20 protein-coding genes are annotated in these 20,771 nt (G+C 64.1%); 11 read left to right on the forward strand and 9 right to left on the reverse strand.

The features are described 5' to 3' along the window. Positions 1-84: 84 nt before the first annotated feature. Both OE856_RS13730 and cobS read right to left on the reverse strand, forming a co-directional pair. Positions 85-498 carry a thermonuclease family protein gene (locus OE856_RS13730; RefSeq protein ID WP_412174861.1) on the reverse strand — a complete coding sequence of 138 codons (414 nt, stop codon included), beginning with the start codon at positions 496-498 and terminating at the stop codon, positions 85-87. A gap of 47 nt (positions 499-545) precedes the next feature. Then, positions 546-1,517: a cobaltochelatase subunit CobS gene (gene cobS, locus OE856_RS04855; protein ID WP_263714928.1), complete on the reverse strand. Its 972-nt coding sequence runs from the start codon at positions 1,515-1,517 to the stop codon at positions 546-548. Between the two features lie 157 nt (positions 1,518-1,674). On the opposite strand from cobS, the gene OE856_RS04860 reads away from it, so the two are divergent. The 3 genes from OE856_RS04860 to msrB are packed head-to-tail and all read left to right on the forward strand — an operon-like array spanning position 1,675 to position 3,091. Then, complete coding sequence (locus OE856_RS04860; protein WP_263714929.1) at positions 1,675-2,187, forward strand: sigma factor; 513 nt, start codon at positions 1,675-1,677, stop codon at positions 2,185-2,187. Next, positions 2,184-2,573 (forward strand): hypothetical protein, encoded by a 390-nt coding sequence (locus OE856_RS04865; protein WP_263714930.1) that lies wholly within the window; start codon positions 2,184-2,186, stop codon positions 2,571-2,573. The genes OE856_RS04860 and OE856_RS04865 overlap by 4 nt, the downstream gene beginning before the upstream one ends. A gap of 53 nt (positions 2,574-2,626) precedes the next feature. Then, positions 2,627-3,091 carry a peptide-methionine (R)-S-oxide reductase MsrB gene (msrB, locus tag OE856_RS04870; RefSeq protein ID WP_412174857.1) on the forward strand — a complete coding sequence of 155 codons (465 nt, stop codon included), beginning with the start codon at positions 2,627-2,629 and terminating at the stop codon, positions 3,089-3,091. A 78-nt stretch (positions 3,092-3,169) separates the two neighbouring features. On the opposite strand, the gene OE856_RS04875 is transcribed toward msrB, so the two are convergent. From OE856_RS04875 to gatB, 3 genes are all read right to left on the reverse strand, one after another. Then, the gene (locus OE856_RS04875) at positions 3,170-3,805 is read right to left on the reverse strand and encodes a J domain-containing protein (RefSeq protein WP_263714931.1); all 636 of its coding nucleotides are present in this window, start codon (positions 3,803-3,805) and stop codon (positions 3,170-3,172) included. A gap of 114 nt (positions 3,806-3,919) precedes the next feature. Beyond that, on the reverse strand, positions 3,920-4,210 hold the full coding sequence (locus OE856_RS04880; protein WP_263714932.1) for a DUF4177 domain-containing protein: 291 nt from the start codon (positions 4,208-4,210) through the stop codon (positions 3,920-3,922). Positions 4,211-4,237: 27 nt separating this feature from the next. Then, positions 4,238-5,749: an Asp-tRNA(Asn)/Glu-tRNA(Gln) amidotransferase subunit GatB gene (gatB, locus tag OE856_RS04885; protein WP_263714933.1), complete on the reverse strand. Its 1,512-nt coding sequence runs from the start codon at positions 5,747-5,749 to the stop codon at positions 4,238-4,240. A 179-nt stretch (positions 5,750-5,928) separates the two neighbouring features. Between gatB and OE856_RS04890 the strand changes: the two genes are divergently transcribed. Then, the gene (locus OE856_RS04890) at positions 5,929-6,525 is read left to right on the forward strand and encodes a lytic transglycosylase domain-containing protein (protein WP_263714934.1); all 597 of its coding nucleotides are present in this window, start codon (positions 5,929-5,931) and stop codon (positions 6,523-6,525) included. A gap of 3 nt (positions 6,526-6,528) precedes the next feature. On the opposite strand, the gene panD is transcribed toward OE856_RS04890, so the two are convergent. Both panD and pepN read right to left on the reverse strand, forming a co-directional pair. Continuing rightward, a complete protein-coding gene (panD, locus tag OE856_RS04895; protein ID WP_263714935.1) occupies positions 6,529-6,978 on the reverse strand; it encodes an aspartate 1-decarboxylase in 450 nt (149 codons plus the stop codon). Positions 6,979-7,056: 78 nt separating this feature from the next. Then, positions 7,057-9,609 carry an aminopeptidase N gene (gene pepN, locus OE856_RS04900; RefSeq protein WP_263714936.1) on the reverse strand — a complete coding sequence of 851 codons (2,553 nt, stop codon included), beginning with the start codon at positions 9,607-9,609 and terminating at the stop codon, positions 7,057-7,059. A 191-nt stretch (positions 9,610-9,800) separates the two neighbouring features. On the opposite strand from pepN, the gene OE856_RS04905 reads away from it, so the two are divergent. From OE856_RS04905 to OE856_RS04920, 4 genes are all read left to right on the forward strand, one after another. Next, a complete protein-coding gene (locus OE856_RS04905) occupies positions 9,801-11,942 on the forward strand; it encodes a malate synthase G (protein WP_263714937.1) in 2,142 nt (713 codons plus the stop codon). A gap of 9 nt (positions 11,943-11,951) precedes the next feature. Then, on the forward strand, positions 11,952-12,380 hold the full coding sequence (locus tag OE856_RS04910; protein WP_263714938.1) for a GlcG/HbpS family heme-binding protein: 429 nt from the start codon (positions 11,952-11,954) through the stop codon (positions 12,378-12,380). A gap of 89 nt (positions 12,381-12,469) precedes the next feature. Beyond that, positions 12,470-13,249, forward strand: a complete 780-nt coding sequence (locus tag OE856_RS04915; RefSeq protein ID WP_263714939.1) for a gamma-glutamyl-gamma-aminobutyrate hydrolase family protein — start codon at positions 12,470-12,472, stop codon at positions 13,247-13,249. A gap of 50 nt (positions 13,250-13,299) precedes the next feature. Next, positions 13,300-13,734 (forward strand): c-type cytochrome, encoded by a 435-nt coding sequence (locus OE856_RS04920; RefSeq protein ID WP_263714940.1) that lies wholly within the window; start codon positions 13,300-13,302, stop codon positions 13,732-13,734. Here OE856_RS04920 and OE856_RS04925 read toward each other — a convergent pair. Together OE856_RS04925 and OE856_RS04930 are read right to left on the reverse strand one after the other, a co-directional pair. Next, positions 13,731-16,337 (reverse strand): Hint domain-containing protein, encoded by a 2,607-nt coding sequence (locus tag OE856_RS04925; protein WP_263714941.1) that lies wholly within the window; start codon positions 16,335-16,337, stop codon positions 13,731-13,733. The genes OE856_RS04920 and OE856_RS04925 overlap by 4 nt on opposite strands. Before the next feature lie 160 nt (positions 16,338-16,497). Further along, positions 16,498-16,914, reverse strand: a complete 417-nt coding sequence (locus OE856_RS04930; protein WP_263714942.1) for a GNAT family N-acetyltransferase — start codon at positions 16,912-16,914, stop codon at positions 16,498-16,500. Positions 16,915-17,097: 183 nt separating this feature from the next. Between OE856_RS04930 and OE856_RS04935 the strand changes: the two genes are divergently transcribed. From OE856_RS04935 to OE856_RS04945, 3 genes are all read left to right on the forward strand, one after another. Further along, on the forward strand, positions 17,098-17,565 hold the full coding sequence (locus tag OE856_RS04935) for a methyltransferase family protein (protein ID WP_263714943.1): 468 nt from the start codon (positions 17,098-17,100) through the stop codon (positions 17,563-17,565). 133 nt (positions 17,566-17,698) lie between these two features. Then, on the forward strand, positions 17,699-19,270 hold the full coding sequence (locus OE856_RS04940) for a Re/Si-specific NAD(P)(+) transhydrogenase subunit alpha (protein ID WP_263714944.1): 1,572 nt from the start codon (positions 17,699-17,701) through the stop codon (positions 19,268-19,270). Positions 19,271-19,283: 13 nt separating this feature from the next. Continuing rightward, a complete protein-coding gene (locus tag OE856_RS04945; protein ID WP_263714945.1) occupies positions 19,284-20,726 on the forward strand; it encodes an NAD(P)(+) transhydrogenase (Re/Si-specific) subunit beta in 1,443 nt (480 codons plus the stop codon). Positions 20,727-20,771: the final 45 nt, after the last annotated feature.

Here is a 20,771-nt window from a genome sequence, read left to right on the forward strand (position 1 = left end):
TCTGATGTAACTCACCCTAGGATGAAGCGGTCTTGATGACCAGATGTCAGCCCGAGGTTTGAGGTCAAACGTGGTGAGTGCGCCCTATCGGCTTAGCCTTGCGCACCAGTTGATCCGCTTTCCGCCATCGTATCGGACCGCTAGCCCCGCGTCGATCATGATGTCGGCGAGCGGCGCTCCGTCCACGGTCAGCTCCACCAGCGCCCGCCGATATTTATCGGTGCCATGCAGTTTGGGCAGAATGGTGCGTGCGCCGCGCAGACGTGTTTCGAGATAGCGTGTTGCCTCATGACCCAATCGAGCTTCGGCGCGACAGCGCGGGCGATGGGTTTCGGGCGTGTCAAACCCCGTCAATCTGGCCGAAATCGGCGGCGGGCTTTCGCAGTGCAACTTTACTGTGTCCCCATCCACGACCTCTGTGATGACGCAAACCGGGTCTTCGCGCGTAGGCAAGTAGGCCACTGCCGGTGGCCTGATAGGTGCGCACGCCCCAATCATCAGCAGAACCGATAGCCCCGCCGACAGGGGCCAAGAGAGATTGCCTCTCACCCCAAGCTCATGCTGGCGGCGCTTTCGGGCAGTTCTTCGTCAAAGCAGCGCTGGTAGAACTCGGCCACGGTCTGGCGTTCCAGCTCGTCGCATTTATTGAGGAACGACAGGCGGAAGGCATAGCCCACATTGCGGAAGATCGCGGCGTTTTGCGCCCAGGTGATCACCGTGCGCGGGCTCATGACGGTCGACAGGTCACCATTCATGAACGCGGTGCGGGTCAGGTCGGCGACGGTCACCATCTGGCTGACGGTCTTGCGGCCCTTTTCGGTGTTGTAATGCGGGTTCTTGGCCAGAACGATCGCGGCCTCGGCGTCATGCGACAGATAGTTCAGCGTCGCCACCAGCGACCAACGGTCCATCTGGGCCTGGTTGATCTGCTGGGTGCCGTGATAAAGGCCCGTGGTGTCGCCTAGGCCCACGGTGTTGGCCGTGGCAAAGAGGCGGAAATAGGGGTGGGGCGTGATGACCTCATTCTGGTCCAAGAGGGTCAGCTTGCCGTCATGTTCCAGCACGCGCTGGATCACGAACATCACGTCGGCGCGGCCGGCGTCATATTCGTCGAACACGATCGCGGTCGGGTTGCGCAGCGCCCAGGGCAGGATGCCTTCCTGGAACTCGGTCACCTGCTTGCCCTCGCGCAGCTTGATCGCATCCTTGCCGATCAGGTCGATCCGGCTGATATGGCTGTCGAGGTTGACGCGCACGGCGGGCCAGTTCAGCCGGGCGGCGACCTGTTCGATATGGGTCGATTTGCCGGTGCCGTGATAGCCCTGGATCATCACCCGGCGGTTGTGGCTGAACCCCGCCAGGATGGCCAGCGTGGTGTCGGGGTCGAACTTGTAGGTGCTGTCGATCTCGGGCACGCGGTTGGTGCGGTCGGCGAAACCTTTGACCACCATGTCGCTGTCGATGCCGAAGACCTCGCGGACAGAGATCTCTTCGGTGGGCTTGGCTGTGGTTTCCATCGGGCTGTCCGTTTTGCTGAGCGTCGGGCTTTTAGTGGAACATATCCCGCCGGGGTTCAAGGGGAAGGCTTTGCGGCGAAAATCGCCGTTACGGGATTTTTCTTCTATTTGTCTGGCAAAACGCTACTCTGTCGCGCGGGAATGCGCATGGGGCCCTATGGAAACCGCATCGGACGCCGAGATCGCCACGCTGATCGCCCGCCTCGCGGCAGGCGAACGCGACGCGCTGCGCCCGCTATGGGCGGCAGTCGGGGCAGAGCTGCTGGGTATCTGCGACGTGATCCTTGCCGATCAAGAGGCCGCCGAGGCCGCGCTTGAGGATGTTTTTGTCAAGATCTGGCACAATGCTGCCGGGCAGGCGCAGTCGCGCTATGCGCCACGCGCGTGGTTGCGCTCGATCGCCCGCCATCATGCGCTGGACCTGCGCCGCGCGATCGAGGCAGAGGGCGGCGACTATGACCCCGACGGCCCCGACCTGACCCTGCCCGAAGGCCCGCTGGGCGACGCGCTGTCGCTGTTGCCGCGCGGCCATGGCCAGTTGATCGCCCGCGCCTATGTCTATGGCGAGGGCTATGACACGCTGTCGGCCCGGATGGGCTTGCGTAAATCGCAGCTGCGCCCGGCCCTGCGGGTCAGCCTGCTGCGCCTGCGCGAGGCCTTGGCGCAATGACGCTGGTGCCGCAGATATCGCAAGAGCACGCGCTTGGCGCCGCAGAATACGTGTTGGGGCTGGGCGATGCCGCCAGCCGCCGCGCGTTCGAGGCCGAACTGGACACCAGCGCCGCCCTGCGCGACGAGGTTCTGGGATGGGAATACGACCTGGCCGATCTGGCCGCGCTCTGCCCGGCGCGCGCGCCCCGCACATCGGGCGTGCGGAGGCTGGAAACCCGGCTGTTCGGGGCGCCGGTGCGCGAGTTCGACAAGGGCCAGTCGGCGCGCCGGGTGATCGCGGGCATGGTGCTGGCCGCCGGGGTGGGGCTGTACCTGCTGGGGCAGATCGCCGATGACACGCCTTCGTCCGAGCGATCACAACCTGCCCAAGCGATCGTGAAATGACATTTCGCCTCGTGGCGGCATAGTCTTGGTCAACCGACAAAGGAGACCAGGGAATGAACCGTCGTGAACTGATGCTAGGGGGTGCTGCCCTGTCGCTGATCGCCGTGGCCCCCGCCGCGCAGGCCTTCGAGGTGACGCACAGCGATGCCGAATGGCGCGCCATGCTGAGCGATCTTGAATACAAGGTCATGCGCAAGGAAGGCACCGAACGCGCCTTTACCAGCCCGCTGAATGACGAGAAACGCGAGGGCGTGTTCCACTGCCGCGGCTGTGACCTGGCCCTGTATGACGCCGCCACAAAATATGACAGCGGCACCGGCTGGCCCAGCTTTTGGCAGGCGCTGCCGAACGCGGTCGACACCAAGCCCGACCGCAAACTGTTTACGGTTCGCACCGAGGTGCATTGCCGCCGCTGCGGCAGCCACCTGGGCCACATCTTCGACGACGGGCCGCAGCCCACCGGCAAACGGCACTGCCTGAACGGTGTCAGCCTGGTGTTCAAACCCGCAACCGCCTGATCCCCCACCCGCAAGACCGAAACGCCCCCGCCTGTGACTGGCGGGGGCGTTTTCGCGCGTGCCGGCCCGTTTCGGGGCTCAGGCGGTAAAGTTGCGGCTGTCCTTGATCTGGTCCCAGGCCCAGACGACCTCTTGCAGGCGGTCCTCGTCGGCGCGGTTGCCGCCGTTCATGTCCGGATGCAGATCCTTGACCAGCGATTTGTATTGCTTGCGGATCTCGGCCTTGGTCCAGTGGTCCTTGGCCTCGAGGATCTCCAGCGCCTTGCGCTCGGTCGGAGGCAGGCGGCGCGTGGTGGTGCCGCCCGAACGGCCGGGATTGCGCGTCGCATTGTCGCCCAGCACCTGATGCGGGTCATCGACGCCCAGACGCGCCCAGGCGCGCTGTTCCTCGGCGGTGCGGCCAAAGGGCTTGGTCTCGCGCTCCCACACGCGGTCCTTGTCGAACTGGGCGTTCAGCTCTTCCTCGGTGGCGCCGTTGAAGAAGTTCCATTTCAGATTGTATTCGCGCACGTGGTCCTTGCAGAACCACAGGTATTCGTCCAGGTGATCGGGCGATTTGGGCGCACGATACTGGCCCGTCTCCTGACAGCCGGGATGTTCGCAGATACGGGTTGATGTCTCGAACGCACCCGACATGCCCCGCCGGCCGCGCGTGCGTTTCTTCTTGTCCGCCGATACGGAGATATCAAACCCGAAAGGATCACTCTTTGACATTGGTTGCCACCTCTTCGACTCGGACGTGAGAGTTTAGAGCTTTGGTCCGGGGAATGAAGGGGTTTCTTGCAGATTTTCTGCCCCCACGCGGCAATATTCCGCTTGCATTCGGTGTTATGCCTCGTCGGCGCCTTCGTCATCGACGACCGTTTCGGCCCAGACCGGCACCGGCTGCACCGCCCGGCGAAAGATCAGAACGTGTTGGGTATGCGTGGCCTTGCCGGTCAGACCCTTGCGTTCCTCGCAGGGCAGGGATTCGGCGCGCTGATATTCCCAGCCCTCGGCCCCCATCTCGTTCAGCACCGCGCCCAGCGTCTGGGCAAAGCGATCCGCCGTCGTCTTGGCGCCCCGAACCCGTTCGGCGTGGTTGGGCGCCGCGATCACTTTATACTCGTAATGACTCATCACACGTCCCCTGATGGGGCCGGGGCGTCAGAGCCCCAGCTTGGCCGATACGATATCATTCACCGCCTTGGGGTTGGCCTTGCCGCCGGTGGCTTTCATCACCTGTCCGACGAACCAGCCGGCCAGTTTCGGGTTGGCTTTGGCCTTTTCCACCTGCGCGGGGTTGGCGGCGATGATGTCATCCACCGCAGCCTCGATCGCGCCGGTGTCGGTGACCTGCTTCATGCCGCGGGCTTCGACGATCTGCGCGGGGTCGCCGCCTTCGGTATAGACGATCTCGAACAGGTCCTTGGCGATCTTGCCGGAAATGTCGCCCTTGGTGATCAGGTCGATGATCCCGCCCAGCTGCGCCGGGCTGACCGGGCTTTCCGAAATGTCGTGGTCCTCTTTCTTGAGGCGGCCGAACAGCTCGTTGATGACCCAGTTGGCGGCCAGCTTGCCGTCGCGGCCCTCGGCCACGGCCTCGAAATAGGCGGCATTGGCGGTGTCGGCGGTCAGCACGCTGGCGTCATAATCGGTCAGGCCGAAATCGCCCATGAAGCGGGCCTTTTTCTCGTCGGGCAGCTCGGGCAGGCTGGCGGCGATGTCATCGACCCAGCCCTGTTCGATCTCCAGCGGCAGCAGGTCGGGGCAGGGGAAATAGCGATAGTCATGCGCCTCTTCCTTGCTGCGCATCGACCGGGTTTCGCCCTTGTCCGGGTCATAAAGCCGGGTTTCCTGCACCACCGAGCCGCCGTCTTCCAGAATCGCGATCTGGCGGCGGGCCTCGTACTCGATCGCCTGCTGGATGAACCGCATCGAGTTCATGTTCTTGATCTCGCAGCGGGTGCCCAGATGGCCGAAATCCTGGGTTGCCTGGTATTTCTCATAGGCGCCGGGGCGGCAGACCGACACGTTCACGTCGGCGCGCAGGTTGCCGTTTTGCATGTTGCCGTCGCAGGTGCCCAGATAGCGCAGGATCTGGCGCAGCTTGGTCACATAGGCGGCGGCCTCTTCGGGGCCGCGAATGTCGGGGCGGCTGACGATCTCCATCAACGCGACGCCGGTGCGGTTCAGGTCAACGAACGACATGTTCGGATCCATGTCATGGATCGACTTGCCCGCGTCCTGCTCCAGGTGGATGCGTTCAATCCGCACCAGACGCGCCACGCCCGGCCCCATTTCCACCAGTACTTCGCCTTCGCCCACGATCGGGTGATACAGCTGCGAAATCTGATAGCCCTGCGGCAGGTCGGGGTAGAAATAGTTCTTGCGGTCAAAGGCCGAGAACAGGTTGATCTCGGCCTTGAGGCCCAGCCCGGTGCGCACCGCCTGTTCAACGCAATACTCGTTGATCACCGGCAGCATGCCCGGCATGGCCGCATCCACGAAGGCCACGTTGCTGTTCGGCTCGGCGCCGAATGTGGTCGAGGCGCCCGAAAACAGCTTGGCGTTCGACGAGACCTGCGCATGGATTTCCATGCCGATCACAAGTTCCCAGTCGTCTTTGGCGCCTGCGATGACTTTCGGGGCGGGGGCGGTATAGGTGAGGTCGAGCATCTGATCCGGTCCTGTGGCGGGTTGCAGCGGTTCTAAGGCAGGTCCGGCAGGTGGGCAAGAGCCGCGTCACCGGCGATCTTTTGCCGGTGCTGAATCAGGACGATTGCCTAATGCTGCGTCCGCAAAGATACTCGCCCGCGGTTCCGGGGCCTGACCCGGTGAAATCGTGGATGTCAAAGATGCGCACACGCGCCCTTGCTCTTGCTCTGTTGCTGTTGCCGATGGCCTGCGGATCGGGCGATGACGTGGCCAGCCGGGCCGCCGAACTGCCGACCATGCGCTGGGACGCGCACCGCCCCGCCGAACAGGCCGAACGCTGGACCCGCGCCACCCTGGCCGCGCTCGACAGCCACGGCGCCGATCTGGTGACGATCGTGCCGGCCGACATCGCGAATTATTGCCCGGCTTATCCCGAGGCCAGCGAGGCTGACCGCCGTGCCTTTTGGGCGGGGCTGTTTTCGTCGCTGGCGAAACATGAAAGCACCTGGAACCCGCAGGCCGTCGGCGGCGGCGGGCTGTGGTTTGGGCTGGTGCAGATCGCACCTGCCACCGCACGCGGCTATGGCTGCGCGGCCAAGACTGGCGAAGACCTGAAACAGGGCGAAAAGAACCTGAGCTGCGCAGTGCGCATCGCCGCCCATACCGTGGCGCGCGACGGTGTCGTGTCGGCCGGAGGGCGCGGCATCGCCGCCGATTGGGGGCCGTTCCATTCGTCGGCCAAGCGCGCGGATATCGCCGAATGGACCCGCGCGCAAAGCTATTGCCAGCCGGGCTAGGCCCTAAAAGGTCTCTTCGCGATAGGGGATGTCTTGCGGTTCGTCATCCTTGAGGATGTCGAAGGTCAGACGCCCCTGATCGTCGGGATGGGCGCTGTAGGTCAGAATTTCCGACACTTCGTTCTCGGGGGTAAAGGTCAGCACCTTGGGCTTGATCCGGGTGACCTCGCTGGCGACCAGGTATTCGCTGGTGCAGATGATCAGCTGATCGCCCTTTTGGCAGGTGCGGGCCGCCGCGCCGTTCAGCACGCACTGACGCGCGCCGCGCTCGCCATAGATCACATAGGTGCTCAGCCGCGCGCCCGATTGCTTGTTCCAGATCTCGACGAATTCCATCGGCAGGATGCCGGCGGCCTCGCAATGGTCGGGGTCCAGCGTGATCGAGCCGTGATAGTGCAGGTCGGCCTCTGTCACGGTGATGCCGTGCAGCTTGGCGGTAACGAATTTCTTCATGGCGGCATCCCCCTCAGAGCCTGTTCGCATGAGCCGCCGTTATGCAGGTGCAGCACGGGAATTTCAAGATTATTCCCGTCAGTCGCCCAGCATCCGCGCCACCATCTCGGACATGTCGCGCGACAGCCCCGAATGGGCCTGGATGCGTTCCAGCGCCTCGCGCATCTGGCCCTGCCGGTCGGCGTCATAGCGGCGCCAGGTGTCAAAGGCCGTGGACATGCGCGCCGCGGTCTGCGGGTTGACGCCATCCATGCGGATCAGCCAGTCGGCCACCAGCGCATAGCCGCTGCCATCGGCCAGGTGGAACCCGGCCGCATTGCCCGAATAGGCCCCGATGACCGAGCGGAAGCGGTTGGGGTTTTTCCAATCGAAATCAGCGTGTCGGGTCAGGGTGGTCAGAACCTCTGCGGCATTGTCCGGCCCGGCCAGCGCGGCCCGCAGCATGAACCACTTGTCCAGCACCAGCCGGTCATGACGCCACTGGTCGTAGAAGGCCGCCGCCTGATCCTCGCCCGCGCCCACGGCCAGCAAGGCCGTCAGCGCGCCCTGTTGATCGGTCATGTTGTCGGCATCCGTGAAATGCGTGGTGGCCAGCGCGCCGCCATCCAGCCGCGTCAGCAGCCCCAGCGCAGCAAGCCGCAGCGCCCGCCGCCCGGCATCCACCGCCTCGGGCGAATAGGGGCCGGGGCAGGTCATGGCCTCATAGGCCGCGCCCAGATCGTGGCGCAGATGGCTGGCGATGGCGTCTTTCAGCGCGCCGCTGGCGCGGTGAATGGTCAGCGGGTCGGGCGTGCGGCCCTGATCGAACAGCGCCTGGGCGATGTCATCCTCGGACGGCAGGCGCAGCACCAGCGCGCGATAGGCGGGATCAAGGTCGTCATCGGTCAGCACCCGACCGATCCCGTGCAGCAGCGTCGCGTCGGGCGCGGCCCCGTCGGCCACCATGCGGATCAGCACATCCTTGGCCAGCGCGCGGCCGGCCTCCCACCGGTTGAAAGGGTCGGTGTCATGGGCCAGCAGGAACGCGCGTTCCTGGGCCGTCGTGTCATGATCAAGGATCACCGGCGCTGAGAACCCGCGCAGGATCGACGGCACCGGTCGCGCCGCCAGCCCGTCAAAGGCAAAGCTTTGGCGGGCCTCGGTCATTTCCAGCACGGTCGTCGGCAGCACCTCGTCGCCATTTGGCCCCAACAGGCCGATCGCGATCGGAATCACCTGCGGCTGCTTGTTTGGGTGCGATTTAGTATCTTGATTTTCCTGTTTGAAATGAATTTCATAACGTCCACTATTGAAGTGATCCGTATAGCTAAGGCGCGGGCTGCCCGGCTGGGAATACCAGCGCTTGAACTGGCCCAGATCGCGGCCGGTGGCATCCTCGAACACCTTCAGCCAATCCTCGATCGTGGCGGCATCGCCATCATGGCGGTCGAAATAGAGATCCAGCGCGCGGGCATAGCCCTCATCGCCCACCAGCCGCTTCAGCATCCCGATGACCTCGGCACCTTTTTCATAGACCGTCGCGGTATAGAAGTTGTTGATCTCGACATAGCTTTCGGGCCGCACCGGATGCGCCAGCGGGCCGTTATCTTCGCGGAACTGGCGGGCGCGCAGCATCAACACATCCTCGATCCGTTTCACCGCGTGGCTGCGCATGTCGCCCGAGAACTGCTGATCGCGGAACACGGTCAGCCCCTCTTTCAGGCACAGCTGAAACCAGTCGCGGCAGGTGATGCGGTTGCCGGTCCAGTTGTGGAAATATTCATGCGCGATGATGGCCTCGATCCGGGCGAAATCGTCGTCGGTTGCGGTTTCGGGGCTGGCCAGAACGTATTTCGAGTTGAAGATGTTCAGGCCCTTGTTTTCCATCGCGCCCATGTTGAAATCATCGACGGCGACGATGTTGAACACGTCCAGATCGTATTCGCGGGCGTAAACCTCTTCGTCCCAGCGCATCGAGCGGATCAGCGCATCCAGCGCGTAATCACATTTATCCTCATCCCCTGGGCGCACCCAAATGTTCAGCTTTACGTTTTTCCCAGAGGCGGTTGTAAAGTCACCACTTTTCGCTACCAGATCGCCCGCGACCAGCGCGAACAGATAGGCCGGTTTTGGCCACGGGTCATGCCATTCGGCCCAGCCCGCTTCAGCGCCTGCTGGGTTGCCATTCGACAGCAGCACCGGCAGATCGCTTTCCACCCGCACCGTAAAGGGCGCCATCACGTCGGGGCGGTCGGGGTAATAGGTGATTTTGCGAAAGCCCTCGGCCTCGCACTGGGTGCAATACATGCCGTTCGACATATACAGCCCCTCGAGCGCGGTGTTGGCGTTCGGGGCAATCTCGACCTCGGCCTCCCATGTGAAAGGGCCATCGGGCACGGCGCATGTCAGGCCGGTGTCGGACAGCGCCGGCGTCACCTCGGCCCCATCAATCGCCGCGCGGATCAGGCGCAGCTGTTCGCCATGCAGAAAGAACTCTTGCCCCGGCGCATCGGGATTGGGCCGGAACCGGATGCGCGAGGTCACGCGGGTGGCATCAGGCGACAGGCGAAAGGTCAGCTCGACCTGGTCGATCAGCCAGCCAAACGGGGTGTAGTCGGCCAGATAGATGGGCTGTTGCGCGCCGTCGGTCATCGGGATCTCCTGCTTGCCAATGGGCGAAACCTAGGGCGGGGCCGGGCTGGCCGCAAGCGGTGTCAGAGCCGATTGTTTGGGCAGGGGCGAAGGTGTTTTTGGCCAAATTGGTAAAACAAGGTGTCCAATCCCTTTACATGGCGCCGGGCATTCCGCAACATGCCTGCGCGTATCACGGCAAGGAGAGGGCGATGGAACAGCGAACACAGCGGGCCGGATTGCGGGTGGACACCCGCCTGGCCGAGTTCATCGAAGAGCAGGCCCTGCCCGGAACCGGCATCGATGCAGATGCGTTCTGGCAGGGCTTTGCCGATCTGATCGACCGTTTTGCCTCGCAGAATGCGGCGCTTTTGGCGCGACGCGACGCGTTGCAGGAACAGATCGATGCCTGGCACAGCACCCATCGCGGCCGGGCCTTTGACGCCGCCGCCTATAAGGTATTCCTGCAAGAGATCGGCTATCTGCTGCCCCAAGGCCCCGATTTCACGATCCAGACCGGCCCCACCGATCCCGAGATCGCTGCGCAGCCCGGCCCGCAGCTGGTCGTGCCGATCATGAACGCGCGCTATGCGCTGAACGCCGCCAATGCCCGCTGGGGCAGCCTTTATGACGCGCTTTACGGCACCGACGCCCTGGGCGATCTGCCGGCGGGCGGGGGCTATGACCCGGCGCGGGGTGCCCGTGTGGTGGCATGGGCCAAGGCGTTTCTGGATCAGGCCGTGCCGCTGGCCGCGGGCCATTGGGCCGATGTGGCTGGGCTGGGCGTGGCGATGGGTGCGCTGCATGGCGCGGCGCTTGCCGACCCCGACCAGTTCGTCGGCCATGTGGGCGACCCGCATCACCCGCGCGAGGTGATCCTGCGCAACAACGGCCTGCATATCCGCATCGTCATCGACCGCGACCACCCCGTCGGCGCGACCGATCCGGCGCATATCAGTGATGTCGTGCTGGAATCGGCCCTGTCCAGCATCATGGACTGTGAGGATTCCGTAGCCGCCGTCGATGCCGAGGATAAGGTCATCGCTTATGCCAACTGGCTGGGCCTGATGCGCGGCGACCTGACCGAAGAGGTGTCCAAGGGCGGCACAAGCTTTACCCGCGCGCTGAACGCTGACATCGCCTATACCGCCGCCGATGGCAGCGCGGCTGCGCTTAAGGGCCGTGCGCTGATGCTGGTGCGCAATGTGGGCCACCTGATGACCAACCCCGCGATTCTGGATGCCGACGGGGCCGAACTGCCCGAGGGGCTGATCGACGCGATGGTCACGACGCTGATCGCCATGCATGACCTGCGCAAAGAGGGCGGTGCACGCAATTCGGTCACGGGCTCGGTCTATGTGGTTAAACCCAAGATGCACGGCCCCGAAGAGGTGGCCTTTGCCGATCAGGTCTTTTCGGCCGTCGAGGCGGCGCTGGGCCTGCCGCAATATACCGTCAAACTGGGCATCATGGACGAGGAACGCCGCACCAGCGTGAACCTCGCAGAATGCATCCGCGCCGCGACCCACCGCGTGGCGTTCATCAATACCGGCTTTCTCGACCGCACCGGCGATGAAATCCACACCGCGATGGAGGCCGGACCGATGGTGCGCAAGGGCGACATGAAGGCCCAGCCCTGGATTTCGGCCTATGAGGATCGCAACGTCGACATCGGCCTGGCCTGCGGGTTGAAGGGCAGGGCGCAGATCGGCAAGGGCATGTGGGCCATGCCCGACCGCATGGCCGAGATGCTGGCGGCCAAGATCGGCCACCCGATGGCCGGGGCCACCTGCGCCTGGGTGCCCAGCCCGACGGCGGCCACTTTGCACGCAGCCCATTATCATCAGGTTGATGTGCTGGCGCGTCAGGACGAAATCGCAAAGCTGGCCCGCCCGGCGCGGCTGGATGACCTGCTGACCATCCCGGTGGCGCATGGGGTCAACTGGTCCGATGATGAGATCCGCGAGGAAATCGAGAACAACGCCCAGGGCATTCTGGGCTACGTGGTGCGCTGGGTCGATCAGGGCGTGGGCTGTTCCAAAGTGCCCGATATCCACGATGTCGGCCTGATGGAGGACCGCGCCACCTGCCGGATCAGCAGTCAGGCCCTGGCGAACTGGCTGCATCACGGCGTGGTGGACGAACAGACCGTGCTGATGGCGATGCGCCGCATGGCCAAGGTGGTCGATGCCCAGAACGCGGGCGACCCCGCCTATCGCCCTATGGCTCCCGGTTACGACGGTATCGCCTTCCAGGCGGCCTGCGACCTGGTGTTCCGGGGGCGCGAACAGCCTTCGGGCTATACCGAACCGGTGCTGCATTCGCGGCGCCGCGAACTCAAGGCCCATAGCTGAGGACAAGACATGGCAAGCATTTCACTGCGCAAGGCCCGCACGATCATCCGCAAGACCCTGCAAAAGGGCCACGAGATGGGGCTGAAACCGCTGTCGGTGGTGGTGGTCGACGATGGCGGCCACGTCATCGCGTTTGAACGCGAGGATGGCGCGCCTCCGGGCCGGTTCGCGATTGCCAACGGCAAGGCCGCGGGCGTGGTTCTGACCGGGATGCCCGGCAGCGCGATGATGGCCCGGGCTGAGGCGCAGGGCTATTTCATGACCGCGCTCAACGGGGCCTATGGCGGGCGGCTGGTGCCGGTGCCGGGCGGAATTCTGGTGCGCGACGGGCGCGGCCGGGTGGTGGGCGGTGTCGGCGTGACGGGGGATGCCTCGGACAATGACGCGCTGGCCGGGATGGCGGGGATCGAGGCCGCCGGCCTGCATGGCGAGCCCTGAGCGCACACGCACATCACATCTGCGCCGGGCGCCTCTTCACGGGCGGGAATTTCGCCTATATCCTTGGGAGACAGGAAAAGAGGAAGGCCATGACGCGCCCCATCGTCGGTATCATCGGCAACCAGTATCTGATCAACGACCACTACCCGGCCCATGCCGGCGGAACGATGAATTCCGAGGCCGTGTCGGGCGTGGCCGAGGCGCTGCCGATGCTGATTCCGGCCGATCCGCGCTTTGTCTCGGTGCCCGAACTGCTAGAGATCTGCGACGGCTTTCTGCTGACCGGTGGGCGGCCCAATGTCCACCCCGAGGAATACGGCGAAGAGGCCACCGAGGCCCACGGCGCCTTTGACCGGGCGCGCGATGCGATCACCTTGCCGCTGATCCGGGCGCTGGTCGAGCGCGGCCAGCCCTTTTTGGGCATCTGCCGCGGCTTTCAAGAGGTGAACGTGGCGATGGGCGGCACGCTCTACCCTGAAATCCGCGATCTGCCGGGGCGGATGAACCACCGCATGCCGCCCGATGGCACGCTTGAGGAAAAGTTCGCCCTGCGCCATGCGGTGACCTTTACCCCCGGCGGGCCGTTCGCGCGGCTGTTCGGCGCGGCCGAGGTGATGACCAACACGCTGCACGGGCAGGGGATCAAGACCCCCGGCGCCCGCGTGGCCATTGACGGCTATGCCCCCGATGGCACGCCCGAGGCGATCTATATCAAGGATGCGCCGGGCTTTACCCTGTCGGTGCAGTGGCACCCCGAATACAACGCCGCCTGCGATCCGGTCTCGCGCCCGCTGTTCCAGGCCTTTGGCGCGGCCGTGCGCGAATGGGCCGATGCGCGCCGTCCTGTTCCGGTGCGGCAAAGCGCTTGACCTTCCCCCCGCTGGAACCGCTAGCAGGGCAAAAAAACAGGTAAGCACTCATGAAGATTCTCTATATCGCCGCAGCCGCCGCCCTGCTGGGTGGCGCAGCCTATTTGACCCTAGCGCCCGAATCCACGCCGCCCGCCGCCGAAACCGCGGCCGTGCCCGCCCCCCAGACCGATGCCCTGGTGCAGATCACCGTGCCCGAGGTCAGCGCCGAGGCGCAGATCGGCGCGCGGATCTTTGCCGCGAAATGCGCGGTCTGTCATGGTGACAGCGGCGTTGGCCGCGACGGCAAAGCGCCCCCGCTGATCCACAAGATCTACGAGCCCGGCCATCACGGCGACATCGCCTTTCTGCGGGCGGTGCAATACGGGGTAAAGGCGCATCATTGGCGCTTTGGTGACATGCCGCCCGTCGAAGGCGTCACCCCCGCCGAGGTCGGTGAGGTCATCACCTATATCCGCGAGATCCAGCGCGCCAACGGTATTTAATAGGTCATCAGCGCCCGCGCCTCGTGCTTGCGCAGGCACAGGCGCGAGGTGGGCCCATAGGCATTGGCGCCATCGCGCAATTCGGGAAAGATCTTGAATAGCTCTTCGCGCGCCGGGTCAAGGATCGCGCGCAGCCCGACATGGCCGGGGTGGAAGCTTTCGCTTGGGGTGCCTTCGGCATAGATCACCTCGTGCCTGTCGAACAGCAGGTGCACATAGGTGACGCTGTCTTGCCGCTGGCGGGTGACGGCGTGGTCGTCGATCAGGTGGATCGCGGGGGCCAGCACCTCGGTCTCGCCGAACAACAGTTCGGCGCGATAGCCGCTCAGCAGCATCCGGTGCTGGGGCGACACAAGCAGGTCGCGCGTATTGCCCAGCGTGCCCTTGCGGATACGCACCGGGGCCAGGTCATCCTGCGCCGCGACGCTGCGCTTGCCGATCCAGCGGATCGGTTGCAGCCCGTGATCGGCGGTGATCACCAGATCGCCCGGCTCCAGATTCTCGACCGGGCGTTCGCCGCGCGGGGTCAGGATGCGGGTGCCGGCGGCGAAACAGATCACCACATTCTCGATTTCCGAGAAGTTGACCACCGAGCCGTTCGACAGTGTGACATAGCCCGACAGCCCGCCCGAGGCATCGTCTGTATTGGTGTAGGTAATGTCGGCGGCCTTGGCGAGGCCCTGGAAATTCAGCGTGTCGCCCAGGGTTTCGCTGCCCTCGCCACCGGTGATGGTGATCGAGCCGGTGCCGGCCTCGGCCAGATCCTGAACGTAAAAGGTATCGTCGCCGTCGCCGCCGGTGGCGGTGTCGCCCTCGGCCACGGTGATCGTGTCATCGCCCGCGCCACCCGTCAGCGTATCGCTGCCCGCGCCACCCGAGAGGGTATCGTTGCCGGTGCCGCCGTCCAGCACATCGTCGCCCGACCCGCCGGTCAGGACGTCGGCTCCGCCGCCGCCTGAAATATTGACGCCTGACGTGGTGGCCGAGGCATCGACCTCGTCATCATAGTCGGTCAGGATCAGGTTCTCGATTTCCGAGAAGTCGACGCTGTTGACCCCGTCGTCCAGCGTGCCGGCCTCGTCTGCGCTATAGCTGCCGGTGATGGCCGTGCTCAGCGCCGAGAAATCCAGCGTGTCGTCGTCGATACCGGTTTCGCCCGCGCCTTCGCCGCCCTCGACCGTATCGTTGCCGAACCCGTCTTCGAACACGATCGTATCGGCGCCGTCACCGGCATAGATCATGTCATCGCCGGTACCGCCATTGATCACGTCATCATCGCCGGTGATCGGGATCGTGTCGAAATAGACATCGCTGACATAGATCGCGTGGGTGCCGGTATAGGTGCCCGAGGGCGTCAGCGCGTTGGAATAGCTGATCTCGATCCGCGCCACCGGCCCGGCGATTTCCACCAGGGCCGAACCGTTGATGCTGTCTTGGGTGTCCAGCGTCATGGCGGCGGTGATCGTGCTGCCATCGGGCGACAGGCTGTCATTGCCGTTGACCGTGATCGTGACCGGCACCGCGTTGCCTTCGGCGTCATAGGCCAGCACGGTCACGACGTCCTGGTGGTTGCCGAGGAAGGCGTCGATATCGTTGATGCGGAACGAAACGCTGCTGGCCTCGCCGGTCAGGCTGTCGCTGTTGGTGGCAAAGTTGATCGTCGTGGTCGAGGTGTCGCCCTGGCCCGTGCCGTAAAGGTAGAGGTTCGAATTGGGGTCAAAGCTCTCGCCGCCGCCGACATAGGTCGTGTCGGTGCTCTCGGCCTGGTAGAGCGGGGCGTTGTTACCGTCATTGGTGAACGACACCGACACGGTCATGTCGCCGGTATCCTGGCTGAACCCGCCCGCCAGCGACTGGTTGTCATTGCCGGCTGCGGCCCATGACAGGTTCTCGGTCTGGGCGGTCACCTCGGGCGCGTCGCCATAGATCGTGTCATTGCCGGTGCCGCCGTCGATCGTATCCTGGCCCGCGCCGCCGGTGATGGTGTCATCGCCCGCGCCGGCGCTGATCGTGTCATTGCCGGCGCCCGCGTAGATCACGTCATCATTGCCGTCGGTGCCGGTGCCGAACCCGCTGTCGACCATGTCGCCCTCGGGGTCGCCGGTATAGCTGGCGTCGATCGTGTCGTCGCCCGCGGTGCCCGAAACGATGTTGTCGGCCGATTCGTAATCGACCGAGGAAAACGCCGGGTCGCCGATGGTTACATCGGGGTTGCTATCGTAATTGACGATCTCGTAGGTGCGACCGGGGATCAGCGGCTGTTCCGACAGGGTATAGTCGCCACGCGCATCGCCGAACTCGACATCGAAGGAGGCAATCTGGAAGGTCTCGCCGGTGACGGTATCGCGCACCGTCCACACGGCCTCGGCATCGACGCTGGTGCCGGTCGAGGTCAGCCCGTCGATGGTGACATCGGCGGTGGCGGTTTCGCCGCCGGCATTGTCGTCATCCAGCGTAAGGCCCTGAACGCCGGCTTCGGTGTCATAGACCGTGGCCTTGCCGTCGGGCGTGGCGGGGCCCTCCCAGACAAAGCTGTTCCCGGTTCCCGTGGGGATCTGGGTATCGGGGTCAAAGTCGTAAAATCGAACCTGATACGTCGCCATCTTTCACTAATTCCTGTTCGCGTCACGCAACAGCCACGACGCACCAGGCGTGCGCGCAGCATTGTTTCCATTCTTGATAGAGATTGATTAAGGCTCGGTTATGAGCCGCCAACGACAGCTAGGTGGCTGATTTCAGGCCAAAATGGGGCATGAGGCGAGTTCAGAAAACCTTGTTCATGCGAAAGTTTGTCAGGGCCACGCGGTTGCGGATGACCGATTGGCGGGCTTCGACCTGCCAGCCGCGCCGCGCCAGAAAGGCGCGGGCAAGGTGGCTGGCCTCGGTGCTGAGCAGGGGAATGCCCCGCGCCCGGGCGGTGGCCTCGATCGCCTCGTAAAGCGCCGCTGCCACGCCCCGACCCATCCAGTCGGGGGCGACATAGGCAAAGTCCAGAAAGCCGTCATCGCCCAGTGTCATGAAACCCACGATCACGCCCGAACGGTCTTGCGCGACCAGGCAGTGCCCGGCCAGAACCCGCGCCTCCCAGCCCGCGGGCGGAGTTTCGGACGGGGCCCAGGCGGCGCATTCCTCGGTCGAATAGGCGCCCCCGGCGCCCTGGTGAACCGCCTTGTAAAACACGGCGTAACAGCTTGCGCCGTCGCCGGGGCGGCCTGGCCGAAGGGTCGGGAAACGGTCTTTTCGGGCTATTAGAGAGGCAATCATCGGGGCAAGTGTTTCAGCTATGTCGCACTTGCATACTATCGACTTGCAGACGGGCCGCAATCGCGCTCAACTCTCGCCCGAAAACGATCCGAGGCCCCAATGAGTGACAACTCGCCCAGCCTGATCCGACAGATCGACCTGCCGCCCGTGTGGCTGGCGGGGTTTGTCGCCATTGCTTGGGCCCAGTCGCGCTGGCTGCCCAGCCCGCCCGGCGGCACCGGCACCTTGTGGGCCGGCAACGGGCTGGTGGTGATCGGGCTGGCGCTGATGGTGGTGGCATTGGCACAGATGGTCACCAGCCGCACCACCTTCGTGCCGCGCCAGCGTCCCAGCCGCCTGCTGACCTCTGGCGCCTTTGGAATAAGCCGAAATCCCATCTACCTGGGCGATACTTTGGTGCTAATTGGGTTGATCCTGCGCTGGGATGCGTTTCTAACGCTGCTGTTGGTTCCGGTGTTCGTCCTGATGATTCAAAAACGGTTCATTCTGGGCGAAGAAGCCCGCAACCGGGCAGAGTTCGGGGCGGCTTTCGATGATTACGCTGCACGCGTGCGACGCTGGCTGTGAGGCAAAGCGTCACATGAGCATTAAATGAAAAGTTTGCGTGGGTTCTTGCGAAATAATCTTGCGCAGTGATATGTGGTCCAAACCTGCCAGGGTGAAGTAATGGGGCAGGCCGGAGAGAAAGGGGAAATGGAACGTGAAAATCGGGGCACCGAAAGAGATATTCGAGGGTGAAGCGCGCGTCGCGATGACACCCGACAGTGCGCTTCAGCTGCAAAAGCTGGGCTATCAATGTGCGGTCGAAACCGGGGCAGGTGCTGCTGCCGGGTTCTCGGACGCGGCCTATGAGGCCGCTGGCGTCGAGATCATCAAGACCGCCGCCGCGCTGTGGAAAGAGGTCGACATCATCGCCAAGGTCCGTCAGCCGAACGCGACCGAGATGAAGCGCCTGACCGCCGACAAGACGCTGATCAGCTTCTTCAACCCGGCGGGCAACGAAGAGGGCATGGAAGCGGCCAAGAAGGCCGGCGCCAATGTCATCGCCATGGAAATGGTGCCGCGCATCTCGCGCGCCCAGAAGATGGACGCGCTGTCGTCGATGGCCAACATCGCCGGCTATCGCGCCGTGATCGAGGCGGGCAACAACTTTGGCCGTTTCTTCACCGGTCAGATCACCGCCGCGGGCAAGGTTCCCCCGGCCAAGGTTCTGATCGTGGGCGCCGGTGTGGCGGGTCTGGCCGCCATCGGCACCTCGACCTCGCTGGGTGCGATCACCTATGCCTTCGACGTGCGCCCCGAAGTGGCAGAGCAGGTCGAATCCATGGGCGCCCAGTTCGTCTATCTGGATTTCGAGGAAGAGCAGACCGACGGCGCCGCCACCGGTGGCTATGCCTCTGTTTCCTCGCCGGAATTCCGCGAGGCCCAGCTGGCCAAGTTCCGCGAGCTGGCCCCCGAGATGGATATCGTCATCACCACCGCCCTGATCCCCAACCGCGAGGCGCCCAAGCTGTGGCTTGCCGATATGGTTGCGGCGATGAAGCCGGGTTCGGTCATCGTTGACCTTGCGGCCGAAAAGGGCGGTAACGTCGAAGGCACCGTCAAGGACGAGAAGGTCGTCACCGACAATGGCGTGACCATCATCGGCTATACCGACTTCCCGTCGCGCATGGCGGCGCAGTCGTCGACGCTTTATGCCACCAACATTCGCCACATGATGACCGACCTGACCCCCGAAAAGGACGGTCAGATCAACCACGACATGGAAGACGACGTCATTCGTGGCGCCACCGTGACCTATGCGGGCGAGATCACCTTCCCGCCGCCGCCGCCGAAAGTGCAGGCGATCGCGGCCAAGTCGAAGGAAAAACCCAAGGAACTGACCCCCGAGGAAAAACGCGCCCAGGAAGTGGCCGCGTTCAAGGCGCAGACCAAGCAACAGGTCAGCCTGCTGGCGATCGGTGGGGCGCTGTTGCTGTTGGTGGGGCTCTATGCGCCGGCCAGCTTCATGCAGCACTTCATCGTGTTCGTGCTGGCGGTCTTTGTCGGCTTCCAGGTGATCTGGAACGTGTCGCATTCGCTGCACACCCCGCTGATGGCCGTGACCAACGCCATTTCGTCGATCATCATCCTTGGCGCCCTGATGCAGATCGGGTCCGGCTCGTTCATCGTGATCCTGCTGGCTGCACTGTCTGTCTTCATGGCCGGGATCAACATCTTCGGCGGCTTCCTCGTAACCCGGCGCATGCTCGCCATGTTCCAGAAATCTTAAGGAGGCCGGGACAATGGAATTTGGCTTCACGATTGCCGCCTATGTTGTTGCGGCTGTTCTGTTCATTCTCTCGCTCGGTGGCCTTTCGGGGCAGGAGAGCGCGAAACGCGCCGTCTGGTACGGCATTGTTGGCATGGGCCTGGCGGTTGCCGCCACGCTGATCGGCCCCGGTTCGGGCCTGTGGTGGCTGTCGGTTCCGCTGATCCTCGGCGGTGGCGTGATCGGCTATCAGCTGGCATCGAAGGTCGAAATGACCCAGATGCCGGAACTGGTCGCCGGGATGCACGCGCTGGTCGGTCTGGCGGCGGTCTTCGTCGGCTTTAACGCCCATTTCGAGATCGGCAACGCGGCCGAGGCCGTGGCCATGGGTGGCGACGCCGTCAAGGAACTGGGCAGCTTTGGCAAGCTCATCGCCAAGAAGACCCCGGTCGAGATCAACATCCTGCTGGTCGAGCTTAGCCTGGGCGTCTGGATCGGTGCCGTGACCTTTACCGGTTCGGTCATCGCCTATGGCAAACTGTCGGGCAAGGTGACCTCGGCGGCGCAAAAGCTGCCGGGTGGCCACATGCTGAACGCGGGCGCGGCGGGTCTCTCGCTGCTCTGCCTGATCTGGTATCTCAACAGCGGCGGTATCTTCCCGCTGCTGATCCTGACCCTCGCCGCGCTGTTCATCGGCTATCACCTGATCATGGGTATCGGCGGCGCCGACATGCCGGTCGTGGTGTCGATGCTGAACTCGTATTCGGGTTGGGCCGCGGCGGCGATCGGTTTCTCGCTGGGCAACGACCTGCTGATCGTGGTCGGTGCGCTGGTGGGTTCGTCGGGTGCGATCCTGTCCTACATCATGTGTAAGGCGATGAACCGCTCGTTCGTCAGCGTGATCCTGGGCGGCTTTGGCGGCACCACGGGCCCCGCGATGGAGGTCGAGGGCGAACAGATCGCGATCGACGCCGACGGCGTGGCCCAGGCTCTGGACGAGGCCGACAGCGTCATCATCATCCCCGGCTATGGCATGGCCGTGGCTCAGGCTCAGCAGAACGTGGCTGAACTGACCCGCCGCCTGCGCGCCAAGGGCAAGAACGTGCGTTTCGCCATTCACCCCGTTGCGGGTCGTCTGCCGGGCCACATGAACGTGCTGCTGGCCGAGGCCAAGGTGCCCTATGACATCGTGATGGAGATGGACGAGATCAACGACGATTTCCCGGATACCGACGTGGCGATCGTCATCGGCTCGAACGACATCGTGAACCCGGCCGCGCAGGAAGACCCCAACAGCCCCATCGCCGGCATGCCGGTTCTGGAATGCTGGAAGGCGAAACAGGTGTTCGTGTCGAAACGCGGCCAGGGCACCGGCTATTCGGGCATCGAGAACCCGCTGTTCTACAAAGAGAACACGCGCATGTTCTACGGCGACGCCAAGGCCAGCCTCGACACCCTGTTGACCAAGATCACCTGATCTGGCCAAAAAACATCACATCAAGCCCCGCCATCTTGGCGGGGC

Origin of the sequence: Actibacterium sp. XHP0104 (assembly GCF_025751515.1) — a bacterium.
Taxonomy (GTDB): Bacteria; Pseudomonadota; Alphaproteobacteria; order Rhodobacterales; family Rhodobacteraceae; genus Actibacterium_D.